The sequence below is a fragment of the Rhodothermales bacterium genome (assembly GCA_039944855.1).
Classification (GTDB): Bacteria; Bacteroidota; Rhodothermia; order Rhodothermales; family JANQRZ01; genus JBBSMX01.
In genome coordinates this window covers 19,121-36,860 of the sequence record JBDUXZ010000031.1, presented here as the reverse complement: position 1 = coordinate 36,860, position 17,740 = coordinate 19,121, and the positions used below count along the sequence as shown (strand labels likewise).

13 protein-coding genes are annotated in these 17,740 nt (G+C 70.2%); 5 read left to right on the top strand and 8 right to left on the bottom strand.

Going from position 1 to position 17,740, the window contains the following annotated elements:
* Positions 1-33 precede the first annotated feature (33 nt).
* The 6 genes from ABJF88_15555 to ABJF88_15530 all read right to left on the bottom strand — a co-directional run bounded on the left by ABJF88_15555 (position 34) and on the right by ABJF88_15530 (position 11,765).
* Complete coding sequence (locus ABJF88_15555) at positions 34-1,695, bottom strand: potassium transporter TrkG (protein ID MEP0548352.1); 1,662 nt, start codon at positions 1,693-1,695, stop codon at positions 34-36.
* Between the two features lie 115 nt (positions 1,696-1,810).
* Positions 1,811-3,193 carry a Trk system potassium transporter TrkA gene (trkA, locus tag ABJF88_15550; GenBank protein MEP0548351.1) on the bottom strand — a complete coding sequence of 461 codons (1,383 nt, stop codon included), beginning with the start codon at positions 3,191-3,193 and terminating at the stop codon, positions 1,811-1,813.
* Positions 3,194-3,304: 111 nt separating this feature from the next.
* The gene (locus ABJF88_15545) at positions 3,305-7,444 is read right to left on the bottom strand and encodes an ATP-binding protein (protein MEP0548350.1); all 4,140 of its coding nucleotides are present in this window, start codon (positions 7,442-7,444) and stop codon (positions 3,305-3,307) included.
* A gap of 63 nt (positions 7,445-7,507) precedes the next feature.
* On the bottom strand, positions 7,508-7,969 hold the full coding sequence (locus tag ABJF88_15540; GenBank protein MEP0548349.1) for a DUF4783 domain-containing protein: 462 nt from the start codon (positions 7,967-7,969) through the stop codon (positions 7,508-7,510).
* Between the two features lie 263 nt (positions 7,970-8,232).
* Positions 8,233-10,674 carry an endonuclease MutS2 gene (locus tag ABJF88_15535; protein MEP0548348.1) on the bottom strand — a complete coding sequence of 814 codons (2,442 nt, stop codon included), beginning with the start codon at positions 10,672-10,674 and terminating at the stop codon, positions 8,233-8,235.
* 77 nt (positions 10,675-10,751) lie between these two features.
* Positions 10,752-11,765: a sugar phosphate nucleotidyltransferase gene (locus ABJF88_15530; GenBank protein ID MEP0548347.1), complete on the bottom strand. Its 1,014-nt coding sequence runs from the start codon at positions 11,763-11,765 to the stop codon at positions 10,752-10,754.
* Positions 11,766-12,091: 326 nt separating this feature from the next.
* On the opposite strand from ABJF88_15530, the gene ABJF88_15525 reads away from it, so the two are divergent.
* The 3 genes from ABJF88_15525 to ABJF88_15515 all read left to right on the top strand — a co-directional run bounded on the left by ABJF88_15525 (position 12,092) and on the right by ABJF88_15515 (position 14,925).
* Entirely contained in the window at positions 12,092-12,787 is a 696-nt protein-coding gene (locus ABJF88_15525) for an OmpA family protein (GenBank protein MEP0548346.1), read from the top strand.
* 191 nt (positions 12,788-12,978) lie between these two features.
* Positions 12,979-13,692 (top strand): TIGR00730 family Rossman fold protein, encoded by a 714-nt coding sequence (locus tag ABJF88_15520; GenBank protein ID MEP0548345.1) that lies wholly within the window; start codon positions 12,979-12,981, stop codon positions 13,690-13,692.
* Between the two features lie 234 nt (positions 13,693-13,926).
* Positions 13,927-14,925 (top strand): tetratricopeptide repeat protein, encoded by a 999-nt coding sequence (locus ABJF88_15515; GenBank protein ID MEP0548344.1) that lies wholly within the window; start codon positions 13,927-13,929, stop codon positions 14,923-14,925.
* A gap of 89 nt (positions 14,926-15,014) precedes the next feature.
* Here ABJF88_15515 and ABJF88_15510 read toward each other — a convergent pair whose 3' ends face one another.
* Complete coding sequence (locus ABJF88_15510) at positions 15,015-15,293, bottom strand: DUF2164 domain-containing protein (GenBank protein MEP0548343.1); 279 nt, start codon at positions 15,291-15,293, stop codon at positions 15,015-15,017.
* A gap of 20 nt (positions 15,294-15,313) precedes the next feature.
* The gene (locus tag ABJF88_15505) at positions 15,314-15,448 is read right to left on the bottom strand and encodes a hypothetical protein (protein MEP0548342.1); all 135 of its coding nucleotides are present in this window, start codon (positions 15,446-15,448) and stop codon (positions 15,314-15,316) included.
* 114 nt (positions 15,449-15,562) lie between these two features.
* Here ABJF88_15505 and ABJF88_15500 point away from each other — a divergent pair, with 114 nt between their 5' ends.
* A complete protein-coding gene (locus ABJF88_15500) occupies positions 15,563-16,327 on the top strand; it encodes a DapH/DapD/GlmU-related protein (protein MEP0548341.1) in 765 nt (254 codons plus the stop codon).
* Positions 16,328-16,595: 268 nt separating this feature from the next.
* Positions 16,596-17,720: a DegT/DnrJ/EryC1/StrS family aminotransferase gene (locus tag ABJF88_15495; GenBank protein MEP0548340.1), complete on the top strand. Its 1,125-nt coding sequence runs from the start codon at positions 16,596-16,598 to the stop codon at positions 17,718-17,720.
* The last annotated feature ends 20 nt before the right edge of the window (positions 17,721-17,740 follow it).

Below are 17,740 nucleotides of genomic sequence, written 5' to 3'. Positions count from 1 at the left end.
GTAGAGACGCAGCATGCTGCGTCTCACCCGCCATCAGCGCCGCCAGAAGCCGGGGGCGAAGAGGACGAGCACGGTGAAGATCTCGAGCCGCCCCGCCATCATCAGGAGGGCGAGCACCCACTTCCCGACGGCCGGCACGTGCGTGTAGTTCTCCGTCGGGCCGAACGAGCCGAACGCCGGCCCGACGTTCCCGACGCACGAGAACGTAGCGCTGAACGCGCTGAGGAGGTCGAGCCCGAGGAAGCCCATCACGAGCGTGCCCGCGCCGATGAGCCCGATGTAGAGGACGATAAACGAGAGCACGTTGCGCATGATGCCCTCGGGCACGACGCGGTGGTCGAGCCGGATGGGGAGGACGGCCTGCGGGTGGAGGAGCTGCTGCACGTCCCGGAACGAGTTCTTTAGGATGAGGAGCACGCGGATCACCTTCACCCCGCCCCCCGTCGAGCCGGCCATCCCGCCCACGAAGAACAGCGAGAAAATGACCCCGAACGCGAGCGGCGGCCACAGCTCGTAGTCGGCCGTGCCGAAGCCCGTCGTCGTGACAATCGAGGTGGCCTGGAAGGCGGCGTAGCGGAGGGAGTCCCAGAATCCCCCATAGCGGACGACGGTGCGGCCCGTCGCGGACTCGTCGGACTCGCCCAGTTCGGCGCCGCCACCCATCTCCTCGGCGCCCGCCCGGTTCTCCGGCTCCGTCGTCGCCTCGTCCGACGCGACGCCGTCGGCCTCCTGCTGCAGCCCCTCCCCCACCACGACCTCGCCGTCGAGCGTGACCGGCGGGGGGACGAACGACTGCGCCGGCTCCCAGAGCACGACGGTGATGAGCACCGTGGCGACGATGATCACCCAGGTATAGACGCGGAACTCCTCGCTCTTCCAGGGCGCGCTCCAGTTGCCGTGGAGCATGGCGTAGTGGAGCGCGAAGTTCATCCCAGCGAGGAACATGAAGACCGTGATCACCCAGTCGATGTAGGCCGAGCCGTACTGCCCGACGGAGCCGTTCTCTGTCGAGAACCCGCCCGTGGCCATCGTGGCGAAGGCGTGGTTGACGGCGTCGAAGAGGCTCATCGCCGGGAGCAGGAACAGGACCTGCACGAACGTGATGCCGACGTAGATCGCCCACAGGCGCTTGGCCGTCTCGCGGACGCGCGGCGTCAACTTGTCGGCGCTCGGGCCGGGGACCTCGGCCTTGAAGAGCTGCATCCCCCCGATCCCGAGGATGGGGAGGATGGCGAGCGTGAGCACGATGATGCCCATGCCGCCGAGCCAGTGCGTGAGGCTCCGCCAGAATAGGAACCCGTTGGGGATCGCCTCGATCGCCGGCGTGTCGGCCCCGCCGAGGATCGTCGCGCCCGTCGTCGTGAACCCACTCATCGTCTCGAAGAACGCGTCAGTGAACGAGTCGAGCACGCCGCCGAGCACGAACGGGAGGGCGCCGACGAGCGAGAGCAGCAGCCACGCGAAGGCGACGATGACGAAGCCTTCGCGGACGCGGAGGTCCTCCTCCTCCTTCGGCCGGAGCGCGACGAACGCCCAGCCGCCCACCGCGAGCGACCCCACCGCCGTCACCCCGAAGCTCCACCACGAGGCCTCGCCGTACCACAGCCCGACGCCCATCGGGAAGAGGAGCGCCACGCCGAGCGCCACGAGGAGCGCCCCGAGCGTGCCGGCGACGGAGCGGAGGTTGACGATCATCGGTGGGTTGGTTGTTAGTGGTTCGTGGTCAGTGGTCGGTAGTGAGAAGGGGCTTCAGCGAAGGGTTCGATCTCCTCCTACGAACCATCATCCACTGACCACCATCCACGAACCACTACGCCTTCACCCCGACGCCGAAGTAGCCCTCGACCTCGCCCACGCGGTCCGGCGTCGCGAACACGATGACGTGGTCGCCGGGCTGCACGTGCGTCGTGCCCGTTGCGATCTCCACGCTGCCACGCCCTCCGCTCACGACGGCGGCGACGAGGATGCCCTTCGGCAGCTTCTGCTTCATGAGCGGCGCGCGCGTGATGGGGGAGTCGAGATCGGCTTCGAGTTCGAGGATTTCCGCGTCGAGCCCGAGGACGGTGGCGACGCTCGTGACGTGCTTGCCACGGAGGAAGCGGAGCACCTCGCGGCTGATGGCGAGCTTCTGGCTCACGGCGGCGTCGAGCCCGATCGACTGCGAGATCGGGATGTACGCGCTCTTCGAGAGCATCGCGACCGTCTTCTTCACGCCGAGGTGCTTCGCCATGAGGCAGCTCACGAGGTTCGACTCCTCGTCGTTCGTCACGGCCACGAATGCGTCCATGTCGCCGACGCCTTCGACCACGAGCAAGTCCATGTCGGCCGGGTCGCCGTGGATCACGAGGGCGCCCTCCAACTCTTCGGCGAGGCGCTCGGCGGTGGCGCGGTCGGGCTCGATGAGCTTGATCCGCATCCGGCCGTGCTGCTTCTTCCGCTCGCACAGCCGGGCCGCGATGCGGGCGGCGACTTTGCTCCCGCCGAGGATCATCACGTGCTCCAGCCGCGCCCCGCTCTTGCCGAGGACGTGGATCACCTGGGGCACCTGCCCGGTCTCGACGAGGACGAAGACCTGGTCGTCTTTCTGGATGCGCTCGTCGCCGCGCGGGATGATCGTGCGCGCGCCGCGCGCGATGCCGGCGATGCGGAAGGTGAGGTGGTCGTTGGCCGCGGCCACCTCCTGCAACGTCCGCCCGAGGACCGGCGCGTCGCGGTCCATCCGGATGCCGACGAGCTGCACGCGCCCGTCGGCGAACTCGATGATGTCGGTGGCGGAGGCGCGGCGGAGGAGGGCGACGGCCTCGGCGGCGGTGCTCTCCTCGGGGTGGATGATGAGGTCGAGCCCGAAGTCCTTGATGGAGAACACGGCGTCGTCCCCGGCGAACTCCTCGCTGCGGACGCGGGCGATCGTGACGGTCTCCTTCCCGACGCGCTCGGCCAGCATCGAGGCAACGAGGTTGACCTCGTCCACATCCGTGACGGCCACGAGGAGGTCGGCGTCGAGGATGCGGGCTTCTGTCAAGGTCCGAATCGAGGTCCCACTACCCCGGATGGCGAGGACGTCGAGGGAGTCGCGGATCTGGTTGATCCGGTCGAGGTCCGTGTCGATGACGGTGACGTCGTGGCGCTGGAGCGAGAGCATCCGGGCCACGTCGTACCCGACGTCTCCGGCCCCGATGACGATGGCGCGCATGGTGTAGCGAGTGGGTGGCGAAAGTGGAAGTCGGCAAGCTACGCCGGGCGTCGCGCGCGCAGCAAGGCAACGCCGCGGCGGCAATGGCGCGCGCGATAATTCACTGCGGCGTCACTCCTCCCCTTCCTCCGCCGCGCCCTCGTCCCGGTCGCCCTCGTCCGCGAGCGGGAGCCGGACGAAGAACGTCGTTCCGACGCCGACGGCCGTCTCGAAGTGGATCTCGCCGTGGAGGTCCTCGACGGCCTTTCTGGTGATGGCGAGGCCGAGGCCCATCCCGCTCGTCTTTGTCGAGAAGTTGGGCTGGAAGACCTTGGCGCGGGCCTCCTCGGGGATGCCGGTGCCGGGGTCGCGGACGGCGCTGAAGGCCGAGCCCTCGCGCTGCTCGCTGCGGACGGTGACGGTGCCGTGCTCGTCCTCGGGCATGGCCTGGAGCGCGTTCTTGAACAGGTTGATGTAGACCCGCCGCAGCTCCTCGCGGTCGGCTGTGACGGGGAGCGGGTCGTCGGAGAGCGCGAGCGCGATGCGGGCGTGCTCCTCCTCGCCGATCAGCGCGGCGGCCTCGCGGATGACGGCGTTGAGGTCGAGCCGTTCGAGGTGGCGGCTGGGGAGGCGGGCGAAGGAGGAGAACTCGTTCGCGATCCGCGTGAGCGCGTCGATCTGCTCGATGAGCGTGCCGGTGATGCGGTCGAGGAGCGCGCTGAAGCGGCCGGGCTCGCCGTCGCCGGTCGCCTCGGGCTCGGCGCGGTGGGCGCGGCGGAGGTGCTGGACCGAGAGCTTCATCGGCGTCAGCGGGTTCTTGATCTCGTGGGCCACCTGCCGCGCCATCTCGCGCCACGCGAGTTCGCGCTCCTGCTGCGCCAGCTTCCGCCGGCTCTCCTCCAACTGGTACCGCATCGCGTTGAACGTCTCGATCAGCTCGCCCACCTCGTCCGACGACTCCACGGGAATCGGCTCAGCCAGCTCCTCCCCTGCGCCGACGGCGAGGAGCCCCGCGCGGAGCCGACGGAACGGCCGCGTTAGCCGGTTCGCGAGGAGCGTCGTGATGAGGAAGATGCCGACGAGGAGGAGGAGGAGCACGCCGAAGAGGTAGGCGATCATCCGCGCCTGATCGGCCTCGATCGCCGTCTGCTCCGGCAGCGTCGGGATCGCGATGACGGCGCCGGGCCGCCCCGTCGCGTCGGGCAGGGCCTCGTAGCCCGTCGTGTACGCGAACGTCCCGATCCGCTCCTCGGTGAAGGCGTAGCGCTCGCCGCGGACGTAGAGCGCCTCGTAGACGTCGGCCGGGAGGCGGCGGTCGATGAGCTGCTGGCGGACGAGCTGGCTCCGGCTCGACGCGATGAGGTCGGCCCCGCGGTAGAGGTTGACGTCGAGCCCGAGCCGGGGGCCGACGAGGTCGGGCCGGGCGCGGTCGATGAGCTGGTAGAGCGGGACGCTGCCGCCCGTGCGCGCCGTGGCCTCGGCGAAGAGCTCGGCCTCGACGCGGGCGAGCCGCCGCTTGAGCTGCTCCTGCACCGACTGCCGGTTCTGCACGACGACGACCTGCTGCCCGACGAGCCCCGTCAGCACGACCGACGCCACGCCGACCACGAGAAACCGGTTGAGGACGCGGTCGCGCAGGCGACTCCGGCGGAGGAGCACGCCCGCGCGCCGCCGCGCCACCACGCCGAGGGCATAGGCTACGAGCCCGAGTACGAGCGCGGGCAGCAGCAGCCGGAGGTAGAAGTAGAGGTGGTCGAACACGATGACGCCAGGCTCGCGCACCGAGATCACGCGCTCGCGCCCGTCGGCCTCCACGATGCGGCGGTAGTACACGCGGACGGGCTCGGGCCCGACCTGCTCGCGCCGCCACACCACGTCGCGCTCGCCGAGCGCGCGGCGAACCTCGGCGGGGAGCCGGAACCGGCCGTAGTCATCGCCGCGGGCGCGGACGAGCACGCCGTCGCGGAACTCGGCGAACGCGAGGTCGCTCTCGACGACGTTCGTGAGGCCGGCCGGGACGAGCACGCGCGGGAACGGCGTCTCCGAGACGTAGCGGGCGGGCTTGGGCTCGGCCTGCGCCGTGACCCACCCGAGGATCGCTCCATCGTCCTCGCGCCGGATCGGGCCGATGCCGGCGTAGCGGTACTTCCCCCGCCCTTCCGGCGCCGACGCGCGCTCGACGACGAAGCCCGGCGCCGTGTCCGCCGCGTACCGGCGACGGAGTGCATTGAACGAGAGCGGGTCGGCGGCGCCGAGCGCGCCGAAGAAATCGGGGTCGCCGGGCGGCGGCAGCTCGCGGTAGACCCCGAGGGTGTCGCTGGCCGGGCCGAGGACGGTGAGCGCCACGGTGTAGTCGGCGAGCGCGGCCAGCAGCGAGCCCGTCACGAGGTCCGTCGCGAGCGAGTCGAAGACGACCGCGCCGGCCCGCGTCCGGGCAGACCGGGAACGGCGGCTCGCGAGCGCTTCGTGCACGGCGTCGGAGGCGCGGGCGTCGAGGAGGACGCCCTCGAGGGCGAACGCGACGCGGGCGTCCTCGCCGTCGGCGAACTCCTCCGCGGCGTCGACGATGCGGGCGGCCTGCTTGTCCTGCGCCGCATCGTAGGCGATGGGGTACGTCAGCGCGGCGAGGACGAGCACGGCGAGGAGGGTTCCGCGCAGGGTCAGCGGCCCGGCCCACGCATCGGGCCCGCGCTCCATCCACCACGCCGCCCCGCCGCCGACGGCGAAGAACGCCGCCGCCACCGGCCACGGGAGCCCGAGGCCGAGATCCGTCAGCGCGTACGTCGCCGCGAGCACGACGGTCACGGTCGCCGCCCCGCCGAGGAACCACCGCCGATCCCGCACGCGCACGAGCACGCCGAGCCCCGTGAGCACGAGCATCGCCGTGAGGACGAGGAGGAGGAACGACCCGAAGACGAGCATCACGAGCGCCGACGGGAATGCGTCCGTGCGGTCGAAATAGGGCAGCGTCGCATCGAGCGTGCCCCGGCGGATGAGGAGGGCCGTGACGCCGGCCACGGCCGCGCCGACGCACGCGGCGACGAACGCCTCGGCCGCCCACCGCACGGCCGAGCGCCGCTCTTCGGGATCGGCCGGCGTCTCGGGATCGGCTCGCTCGGCGCTTCGCACGTGGCGGAGCGCGCACAACGCGAACCGGAGCCACGCGACGCCGAAAACGACGGCGAACACGGCCGTGACGATCAGCTCACCGGCCGACCCGAGCACGCCGCCGCCGAACCCGGAGGCGAGGTACACCGGGTCGAAGAGCGGCACTTCGCTGGCGCCGCCCACGAGCGCGCCGGAGCCGGCAAACCACCGCGCGGGGATGCCGAGGGCCAGCAGCGCGTAACGGAGCCCCCACCACGCCGCGGAGGCACCGGCGAAGGAGAGCGTCGCGAGGCCCCACCTCGGCGGCGCCTCGTCTTCCATGCGCCGCATCGGCTGCGGCAGGGCCCGCTCGCTCAGCATCCACAGCCCGGCCATAACCCATCCAGCGAGCAGCACGGCCCAGAAGGCGGCCACGTCGCCCATCTCCCGGCGCACGTCCTCCTCCAGCGCCGCCAACGGTGGAGCGGAGACAGTGACGCGGGCAACGACGGTCCCGTCGCGTCCGCTCACGAGGTGCATCGCGCTGTCTGCCGCCGCCCCGGAGGCCGCGCCGAAAGCGACGTCGATGGGGATGCCGGCCTGCGCCTGCCACTGCTCGGCGAGGTCGAAGTCGCGGAGGTACTGGTTTCGCACAGGGACGCGGGTCTCGACGAGGCGGAGCACGCGGACGGCGCCGGTCACGCGCCGCCCTTCGCGCACGGGCAGCCACACGACAATCGCCTGCCGCAGCGCCCCGTCGCTCACCGCCGACGTCTGTGGCGTCGAGAGGAAGCGCGTCGCGCGCGTAGCCGGGCCGAACGGCAGGCTCGGTCCCTTCCACGCGACGAGCTCCGGCGTCGGCGTGTACAGCTCGGCCGCGACGCCTTCGGGCAGGGCCAGCTCGGAGAACAGCCGCACCGCCTCGCCGCGCGCCGACGAGTCCTGGAGCGCAGCCCGCACCGTCGGGAGCCGGGCGAGGGCCTCGGCCCGCTGCATCAGGTCCGCCTCCAGCCGCTCCACTTCGCGCTCCACCACGCGCACGGCCCGCGCCGCGGCGGCCTGCTGAGCGGCCTCGCCCTGTGCCGCGATCCGGGCCAGCCGCCACGCCTGCGCCGCGTACGTCCCCCCCAGCAATGCCATCAGAAAGGCCGCGACGGCGACGTACCGCACGCTAGTTCGCTTCATACCTGCAGCCGGGATCTCGGGGACGCGACGGGGGCCGAGAAAATACGCCGACTCCGCTCCGCGCTAGCGGCGCCCGCCGGCGTGCTCGATGCGGATGGAGCGGAGCTGCCAGCGCGGACCCCGTGCCCGCAGCCGGACGAAAACGGAGACGGGATCGCCGTCGCCGTTCGCCACCCAGTACTGCCCGATCATCGAGCGGCGGTCCTCGGCGAGCACTTCCTGCTCGAAGCTCACGCGGCCCGGCGGGTTGCGGCGGAAGAAGTCGGAGAGCACGAGCGCCGCCTGCGCGCGGCTATACGACGCCCCCTTGCCGAAGATGATCACGTCGAGCCGGTCCGCCGATCCGTCGAGCAGGTTCTCGACGTCGCCCGAGCGGAAGGCGCGCTCGACGCGGACGAGCGTCGTCGAATCGGGGGCCGCCGCCTGCGCATACGCGATCCCGGAGAGGGGGACCGGCAGCGGCGAGCCGACGAGCGAGGCCAGCGTCAACACGAGGGCAAGCACAGCAGAAGAAAAGATTCGCATAGGAGGATGGTGCGCGCGCGCCGTGCCGAGGTGCTGCAATATAGAGGACGCAGCGGAAATAGCTCCGGGCGCGGGCTGGCCCAAGCCCGGCAAAAAATAGTCCAACCCCTCCCGAATCGGCCCGGCACGGCGTATCGCCCACAACGCGGCGCGGCGGGCTGACCGGGAGCCTACCAGCGGCGACGCCCCCTCCTCGATTTGCTACACCGCTGTCTCCCCACTCTGTCGTCACACGGACGCCGATGCGCGGCCATCGCGCTCGGTCAGCGGAGCGAGACCACGGTCACGCCCGGCCCGCCCTCCTCCCACGGCGCATCGCCGAACCGGCTCACTTCGGTCCGCGTGTCGAGGTACTCGCGGATGGCGGCGCGGAGTGCGCCGGTGCCCGTGCCGTGCAGCACCTCCACCATCTGCAGCCCCGCCATCGTCGCCCCATCGACGAGCCGCATCACGACGGGGATCGCCTCCTCGACGCGCTGCCCCCGGACGTCGACGCGGCGCTGCGCGTCGAGCGCGGGCATCGACGTGTGCCCGCCCGCCCGCTCGCCGCGCGGGGCGCGGACCTCGACGCGCTGCTTCCGCTTCCCGCCGACCTTCGTCAGCCGCTTCAGCTTCGCGCGGACCTTCATCTGCCCGAGGGCGACGACCGCTTCCTTCTCGTCGATCTCCAGCACCTCGCCCGTCGTCTGCCCGTCGTCGAGGCGGACCTGATCGCCGACGCGAATCGGGCCGCCGTCCACCTTCACCGCGTCGGGCTTCGGCTTCGGCGTGCGCCGCACCTTCCGCTGCTTCTTCCGCTCGACCTGCTGCTTGAACCCTTCGAGCTGCTCGCGCGCCGCGCGCGTCTCGTCCGTCGCCGCCTGCGCCTCTTTGATCTCGCGGATCGTCCGCTCCACGCGCGCATTCGCCTCGCCGACGATCCGCTCCGCCTCTTCGAGTGCCTGCTCGACGATCTCGCTCTTCCGGCTCTTGAGCGAGCCCGCACGGTCCTCGTATTCCTTTCGCGCGCGCTTCGCCCGCTGCGCCTCGTCGCGCGCCTGTTCGAGTTCGGCCTCAAGTGCCTGCGACTGCGCCTCGAATGTCGCGATGAGGTCTTCGAGCGCCGTCTTCCCTTCGCCGACGAGCGCCCGCGCCCGGTCGAGCACGGCGCCGTCGAGCCCGACGCGGCCCGCGATCTCGAAGGCGTACGACGAGCCGGGGATGCCCTCCTGAAAACGGTACGTCGGCGAGAGCGTGGCCTGGTCGAACTGCATCGAGCCGTTCTCCACGCCGTCGGTGTTGTGGGCGAAGGCCTTCAGTGTGCCGTGGTGCGTCGTGGCGACGGTGCGGGCGCCGCGCGCGGTGAGCGTTTCGAGGACGGACTGCGCGAGCGCGCCGCCCTCGGCCGGATCGGTGCCCGTGCCCGCCTCGTCGATGAGCACGAGCGTGCGGTCGTCGGCGTCGGCGAGCATCCGGCGGAGGTTGCCGAGGTGGGAGGTGAACGTCGAGAGGTCCTGCTCGATGCTCTGCTGATCGCCGATGTCGACGAAGAGCCGCTCGAAGAGGCCGAACGACGTGCCGGGCGCGGCGGGGACCGGCAGCCCGCACGCCACCATGAGGGCGAGCACGCCGACGGTCTTCATCGCGACGGACTTCCCGCCCGCGTTCGGCCCGGTGATGACGAGGGTCCGCTGCGCATCGCTGAGTTCGAGGTCGAGCGGGACGACGGAGCGCGGCGCCTCCGATGCGCCTTCGTCCGCATCGGCCGTGCGGCGGAAGTGGAGCGCGAGGACGGGGTTCCGACCGCGCACGATGCCGATGCGCCCCTCGTCATTTAGCTCCGGCACGAGTGCGTCGAGCTCGTTCGCGAGCCGGGCGCGGGCCTGCAGCGCATCGATCCGCCCGAGCACGTCGAGCGCGGCGCGGATCGCGGGGAGGCGCGAGCGGACGTGGCCGGTGACCTCCTGCAAGATCCGCCGGATCTCGCGGCCCCGTTCGAGCTCTAGCTCGCGGACTTCGTTGTTGAGGTCGAGCACGGCGGCGGGCTCGATGTAGACGGTCTGCCCCGAGCCGGACACGTCGTGGACGAAGCCCTGCACCTTCCGCTTGGCCTCGGCGCGGACGGGGATGACGGCGCGGCCGTTGCGGATCGTCGGCTGCTCCTCGGTCGCGTAGCCCTGCGAGGTCGCGTCGCGGAGGGCGGCGAGGAGCGTGCTGCGGAGCCGGCTCTGCCGCTCGGCGAGCGTGCGCGAGATCCGCCGCAGCTCCGGCGAGGCGTCGTCGCGGACCTGCCCGCGCTCGTCGACCGTCCGCCCGATGTGCTCCTCCAGTTCCTTCTGCACCTCAATCTGCGTCGCGAGCCCGGCGACCTCAGGGTACCGCTCGCGGCGCGACTTGAAATAGCCGTGTGCCCGCCGGCTCGTCCCGAGCACCGCGCCTACGTCGGCGAGGTCCTCCGCCTCGACCGACGCGCCCTTCGGCCCGGCACGGCGGAGCGCGTCGCGGACGTCGGGGAGCGGCGCGAGCGGGATCGGGTCGTCGGCGCGGAGGGCCTGCTGGAGCTCGGCCGTCCGCGTGAGCAGGCGCTCGACATGGGCGCGGTCGGCGGAGGGCCGGATGGCTTCGAGCCGCTCCCGGCCGAGCGGGCTGAGGGCGTGCCCCTCCAGCCGCCGCCGGATGGCGTCGAAGCCGAGCTTGTGTTCTGCGTCTGCGGGGAAGAGCTGCATCGGAAGCGGTGCTGGGTATGGGGTCCGAGGTGAGGGCTTCGTTCGCCGCCAACTCCGAACCCCGAACGCCAAACCTGTTACCCCTCCACCGGCCCGGCCGTTGCGTGGTCGCCGATGTTGAGCGGGCCGGCGAAGCGCGTCACCTCCGCGCTGTGGCCGACGACGGCGTCGTCGAGCGCCGAGTCCGCGACGCGGGCGTCGGCGAATACGATCGTGTTCTTGAGCACGGAGTTCGTCACCTCCGCCCCTCCGTGGACGGCGACGTACGGCCCGAGGACCGAGTCTTTGACGTGCGCGTCCGGCCCGACGTAGACCGGCTCGATGAGGACGCAGTTCTCGACCGTCCCTTCCTTCTCCCCCGTCTCCTCTTTGTCGAGGATCACCTTCGTCGTCTCCTTCAGCGCGGGGATCGTCCCGCAGTCGAGCCATTCGGAGACGCTCGCCGTCTTGAAGACGGAGCCCGCCTTCAGCATCCGGTCGAGCGCGTCGGTGAGTTGGTACTCGCCGCCGTGGCCGGTGACGTCGTTATCCATCAGGTACTGGATCTCGCGTCCGAGCGAAGCGCCGTCCTTGACGTAGTAGATCCCGATGATGGCCTCGTTCGAGATCGGCTCCGACGGCTTCTCGACGAAGTCCGTGATGTGGTCGTTCGCGTTCTTCACGACCACGCCGAAGCGGCGGGGATCGTCGACGTGCTTGACCCAGATCACAGCGTCGGCGTCGGCGAGGCTGGGCTTCTCATCCATGTAAAAGAGCGTGTCGGCGAAGACGATCACGCACTCACCGTCGAGGCGGTCGCCGGCCTGGGCGACGGCGTGGGCCGTGCCGCGCGCGGTCTCCTGCACGCCGAAGCTGGCCGAGAGCCCGTGGCGCTCGGAGATCTCGGTGAGCCGGTCGCGGACCTCCTGCCCGAAGTCAGGGCCGAGGATGAAGACGGCCTCGTCGAGCCCCGGCGGGAGCACGTCCCCAAACGTGTCCAAGATGCGCTCGACCATCGAGGTGCCGCGGACGGGGAGGAGCGGTTTGGGCGTGACGTGGGTGTGCGGGCGGAGCCGGGTGCCGCGCCCGGCCATCGGGATGATGAGCTTCATGTTCAGTCGGAGATCGGGAGTAGAGAGTCGGGAGGTGGAACTGCGCGAGGGCTATACCGGGCGCTCGGCCGATGGTTCGGGCGCGCAAGCGGCCTAACATAAACTCAACGGACGCGCGGGGCGTGCGGTGTGCCGCTAGGATGACGGTGGTGTGCAGAATTGAGTGCGGGCCTCGGGCCTCGCCCTGCGTTTCCAGGTTCGATTTCGCGTGCAGACGCAGCGCAGGCTGCGGAGGAACGGAACTTGAAAGAGTACCAAGTCGCTTAATAGCGGTTAAAGCGGGGCATCCCCGCCCACCACTCCGCACGAACCCATCGACTGAACCCATGAATACGTTATCCAATCGCCTCCGCCTCACTGTGCCGCTCGCCATCGTCGCGATGCTCGGCCTGACCCTCTTCGGCTGCCAGGGCATGAGCAACACCGGTAAGGGTGCCGTCGTCGGCGCAGGTGCCGGCGCCGTCGTCGGCGGCGTGATCGGCAAGGCCACCGGCTCCACGGCGCGCGGCGCCATCATCGGGGCCGCCGTCGGCGGGACCGCCGGCGCCATCATCGGCAACCAGATGGAAGAGCAGGCCGAAGAGCTCGACCAGGAGCTCGAGAACGCCACGGTCGAGACCGTGCCCGGCGAAGACGGCAACACGGCCGGCATCCGGATCACCTTCGACAACGCGATCCTCTTCGACTTCGACAGCTACGACCTCCGTGCCGGCGCCCGGAGCGACCTCGCGGACCTCTCGCGGAGCCTCGCCAACTACCCGAACACGGATGCCCTCGTCGTCGGCTACACGGACGCGACCGGATCGGACTCGTACAACCAGACGCTCTCCGAGCGCCGGGCCAACTCCGTCGCTACGTACCTCGCGCAGCAGGGCGTCGCGCCCGGCCGCATGCAGATCTCGGGGATGGGCGAAAGCAACCCCGTCGCCTCGAACGCGACGCCGGAAGGCCGCCAGCAGAACCGCCGCGTCGAGATCGCGCTCTACGCGAACGAGCAGTACCGCCAGAGCCTGCAGAACTAGCAGGCCATAGATCGGGCGCCCGGTGACCGCCGGGCTTCGACCGCCCTGCGAGGGCCTTCGGCTTCGGTCGGGGGCCCTCGCCTCGTTGCGTGCGGTGTCGAAATGCGGTGGACGCTGGCCCGTAGCGTTGCCGCGGTACGCGTGTCCGCTTTAGGTTGCGGGCTTCCTTCCCACCGATACCCTCCCCTCCCATGAAGCCCCCCATCGCAGCCGGCGTGCAGATGACCCCGGAAGAATTGAGCGTCTGGCAAGAAGTCCGCATCAAAGACACGTGGCGGGTCTTCCGCATCATGGGCGAGTTCGTCGAGGGGTTCGAGGTGATGTCGCGGATCGGGCCGTGCGTGAGCGTGTTTGGCTCGGCACGGACACAGCCGGGGACGCCGTACTACGAGCTCGGCGTGGCGGTCGGCCGCGCCCTCGTCGAGCGCGGCTACGGCGTCATCACCGGCGGCGGGCCGGGGATCATGGAGGCCGCGAACAAAGGGGCGCAGGAGGCAGGCGGGGTCTCGGCCGGGCTCAACATCGCTCTCCCCCACGAGCAGTCCGGCAACCCCTACGTGGACCCCGACAAGTCCATCAACTTCGACTTCTTCTTCGCGCGCAAGACGATGTTCGTGAAATACGCGATGGGCTTCGTCGTCCTCCCCGGCGGGTTCGGGACGCTCGACGAGCTGTTCGAATCGCTGACGCTGATTCAGACACAGAAGACCACGCGGTTCCCCGTAATCCTGATGGGGTCGGAGTTCTGGAGCGGGCTGCTGGACTGGATCCGCGGCGCGCTCCTGGAGGCGGGCAACATCTCGGAAGAGGACCCCGACCTCCTCTGGGTGACGGACGACCCGCGCGAGGCGGCCGACATCATCCACGCGTTCTGTCAGGAGTACGGACACCTCCCGAACTTCTAGCGAACGGCACGCGAACGTGGGCAACCCATCCGTTCTGTCGGGGTCTCTGGAGCGGACCGAGCGTGCACCCGGCTGCACAGTCGTGGCCACCGCACCACACAGGAATCGCCGACGAGGGGCTCGTTTATGCCCCTGAATACTCCGGCAAGATCCTTGTAATTTAGGATCCCGCTCCTTTCCCGCGGCGTAGGCCGCACCTGCAAGCCGCCAACTACCAGCAACCAACCGATGCACATGAACTCCAACTCCCTCCTGCCCCGCCTCGTCGCCTTCGCGCTGCTGCTGGCCCTCGTCCCGGCCAGCGCGTTCGCCCAAACCTCCGCCGACACCGTCGCCGTCGACACCGACATGGAAGACGTCGCGGTGACGCCCGCGGAAGGCGGCGCGGCGAATGCCGAGGCTCGCACCGAGTTCGGCGCGGTCATCGAAGCCGCCCAGGCCGCGAGCCAGCAAGCCACCGCCGAGAGCTACATCGAGGCCGGCGAGCAGTACCTTCAGGCCGCCGACATCGCCGCCTCCTCCGGCGACACGGAGCTCGAAGCCAGCGTCACCGACGTGCGCGGGAACGCCGCCAAGGCGTTCGTCAACGCCGGCTCCGCCTATTCCGACGCCGAGGACTTCGGCAACGCCGCCGCGCAGTTCCAGCGCGCCGCCGAGATCGCCCGCGACCTCGAAGACGCCGAGATGGGCGCCAAGACGTTCTACAACGCCGGCGTCGCCTACGTCAGCGCCGAGGACTTCGAGAGCGCCGTCGCCGCCCTCGACGCGGCGATCGAGATGGCCCCGGACGAGATGAACTACTACTACGTCCGCGGGGTCGCGCTACGCGGCAGCGGCGACGCGGAAGGCTCCGAAGCCGCGCTCGTCGAGCTCGCCGAGCGCGCCGAAGCCGCCGGCGACGAAGCGATGGCGATGAAGGCCCGCGAGACCGTCGGCAAAGGCTACCTCAGCGCCGCCTACGCCGAACTGCAGGCGGGCCGTTTCAGCAGTTCCATCGAGGGGCTCGACAAAGCCGCTCCGTTCCTCGCCGACGACGACGCGACGCTCAACACGCTCTACGCGAACGCATACTACAAGCTCGGCGTCAGCCAGGTGAAGGCCGAGCAACTCGCCGCCGCGAAGCGCTCGCTCCAGCAGGCTCAGACCTACGGCCGTCGCGCCGGTAAGGACGCCATCGTCAGCGGCGCCCAGGCCCAGCTCGACTACATCGCGCAGGTCGAAGCGCAGGGCTAACCCCCGCGCCTCCGCATGAGGAAGGCCCGCAGCCAATCGGTTGCGGGCCTTTTCTTATGTAGCGTCTATTCGCTTGCGAAGCCACGCCCTCAGTCGCTGCCTCTATTCCGCCGCGTGCGTGCGTCCGTCGTATGGCCGAACTCCGGCTCGTAGAGCGTCACGTCGAGATCGGCCACGGCCCGACTGAGGGCCGACTGCGCATCGCTGATCGCCTGATTGTAAATGCTCGGCCCGACTTCTTTGAGGACGAAATCGAGCAAGAACGTCGCTTGCAGGTCGCCGATGTCTTCGTCGCGTTCGTCCGCGAAATAGCGCTTCAGCGCGGCGATGAGCTCGGTCCGCGTTTCGTCGGGGAGGACGATAGCCATGGTCTTCGGTCGTACCTCCGCTACACCGTGTTGCGGCTGCCGAGGTAGATCAGGACGAGGAGCAGGACGGCCGGGACGAGGATGCTGGCGATCGGCATCCATTCCAGCCCGATGCCGTGCGGCACGTCCGCGAGTTGGGAGAGAAGCAGGTTCATGCGCTCGGGAGCGAGGTTCGAGGGGGGAGCAGACAAGATACGGCGACGGCTCGGTGCGGGGCCGGCTCGGCCGTAGCTTGCGCCGCCGTTTCCGCCCCCATTCCGCTGCGCCGCATGTCTGATTCCCGAATCGCCCCCACCGCTCAGATCGACCCCACCGCTGCCCTCGATGACGATGTCGAAGTCGGCCATTTCACCGTCGTCGGCCCGGACGTGCAGATCGGAACCGGGAGCCGGATCGGGCACCACGTCGTGCTCCACGCCGGGACGGTGCTCGGCGACGGCGTCCGCGTGGACGATCACGCCACGGTCGGCAAGCAGCCGATGCGCGCGGCCCGCAGCGCGACGACGGCGCACGGCGATCAACCCCCGGCGGTCGTCGGCGACGGCTGCCTCGTCGGCACCGGGGCCGTGCTCTACGCCGGGTGCCGGATCGCGGAGCGCGTGCTCATCGCCGACCTCGCGACGGTCCGCGAAGACGTCACCGTCGGTGCGGGCACGATCGTCGGGCGCGGCGTCGCGATTGAGAACAAGTCGACGGTCGGGGCGCGGTGCAAGCTGGAGACGAACGCGTACATCACCGCCTACTCGACGATTGAGGACGACGTGTTCGTAGCGCCGGGCGTGCTGACGAGCAACGACAACTACATCGGGCGGACGGAAGCACGGTTCGCCCACTTCGGCGGGCCGACGGTGCGGCGCGGGGCGCGGCTCGGCGTTGGCGCCGTGCTGCTGCCGAACAAAGAGGTCGCCGCCGAGGCCGTCGTCGCCGCCGGCGCCGTACTGACGCACGACGCTGAGGCCGGGCAGATTCACGTCGGCGTGCCGGCGCGAGCGGTGCGGCCCGTGCCCGACGAGCAGCGGCTCGATAAGCAGTAACACGCCGCTCCTCCCATCTCATCCCCAGAAACAAGTCATCCCCGCGTAGGCGGGGATCCAGAGGGTTTACAAGCCCGGTGGGTCCCTCCGCCTCCGACGCGCGTGTCTGCGCGGGGATGACGGGAAGAGCGGAGGGAGGCGTCAGCTCTGTTGAGAGTTCGGCAAATCCGGCGGGATCGGTGCGGCAGCGACGCTCGGCCGCCGTGGCGTGTCGCCGCGCGGCGTAGCTTCCGCGCGACCGTCCCACGACCCTCCTACGCTCTGCCCTATGACGATTCAGATGGTGGACCTGCACGCGCAGGTCGCCGCGATCCGTGACGAACTCGACGCCGCGATCGGCGCCGTGCTGGAATCCGGCGCGTTCGTGCGCGGGCCGTTCGTCGCCGCCTTCGAACGCGAACTCGGCGAGGCGCTCGACGCGCGGTTCGCCCTCGGCGTGGGGAACGGGACAGACGCGCTGCAGATCGCGTACGCCGCCCTCGGCCTCGGGCCGGGCGACGAGATCATCACCCCGGCGTTCACGTTCATCGCCACCGCCGAAGCCGCATCCCTCCTCGGCGCGACGCCGGTCTTCGTCGACATCGACCCAGCGACGTTCAACCTCGACCCGGCGCTTATCGAGGCAGCGATCACGGAACGGACGAAGGCCATCGTGCCCGTCCACCTCTTCGGGCAGCCCGCCGACATGGACCCGATCCTCGCGATCGCCGAGCGGCACGGGCTCGCCGTGATCGAGGACTGCGCGCAATCCATCGGCGCGACATACAAGGGCCGGCCGACGGGCACGCTCGGCGACCTCGGCTGCCTCTCGTTTTACCCCTCCAAAAACCTCGGCGCCTACGGCGACGGCGGCGCCATCATCGGCAACGAAGAGGCGCTTTTCGAGCGGGCGAAGATGATCGCCAATCACGGCGCGCGGAAGAAGTACCACCACGAGATCGTCGGCGTGAACTCGCGGCTCGACGGGATGCAGGGCGCGATCCTCTCGGTGAAGCTCCGCCACCTCGGCGCGTGGACGGAGGCCCGGCAGATCGCCGCCCGCGCCTACGACGCGCTCTTCGCCGGGTGCGACGCCGTGACGGTGCCCCACCGCGACCCCAACGGCACGCACGTTTTCCACCAATACACGATCCGCGTCCCCGCAGCCCTCCGCGACGAGTTGCAGGCGCACCTTCGGACGCTCGGGATTCCGACGATGATCTACTATCCGGTGCCGCTCCACCGGCTCGGCGTGTACGAGGACCTGGGCTACGGCGAGGGCAGCCTGCCCGAGACCGAGCGCGCCGGCCGCGAAGTGCTCTCGCTCCCGATGCACCCTGAATTGACGCTCGCCCAACTCCGCTTCATCGCCGAGTCGGTGCGCGCGTTCGTCGGCGACCACGTACCAGTGTAACGCTCCTCCTCTCGACCGAG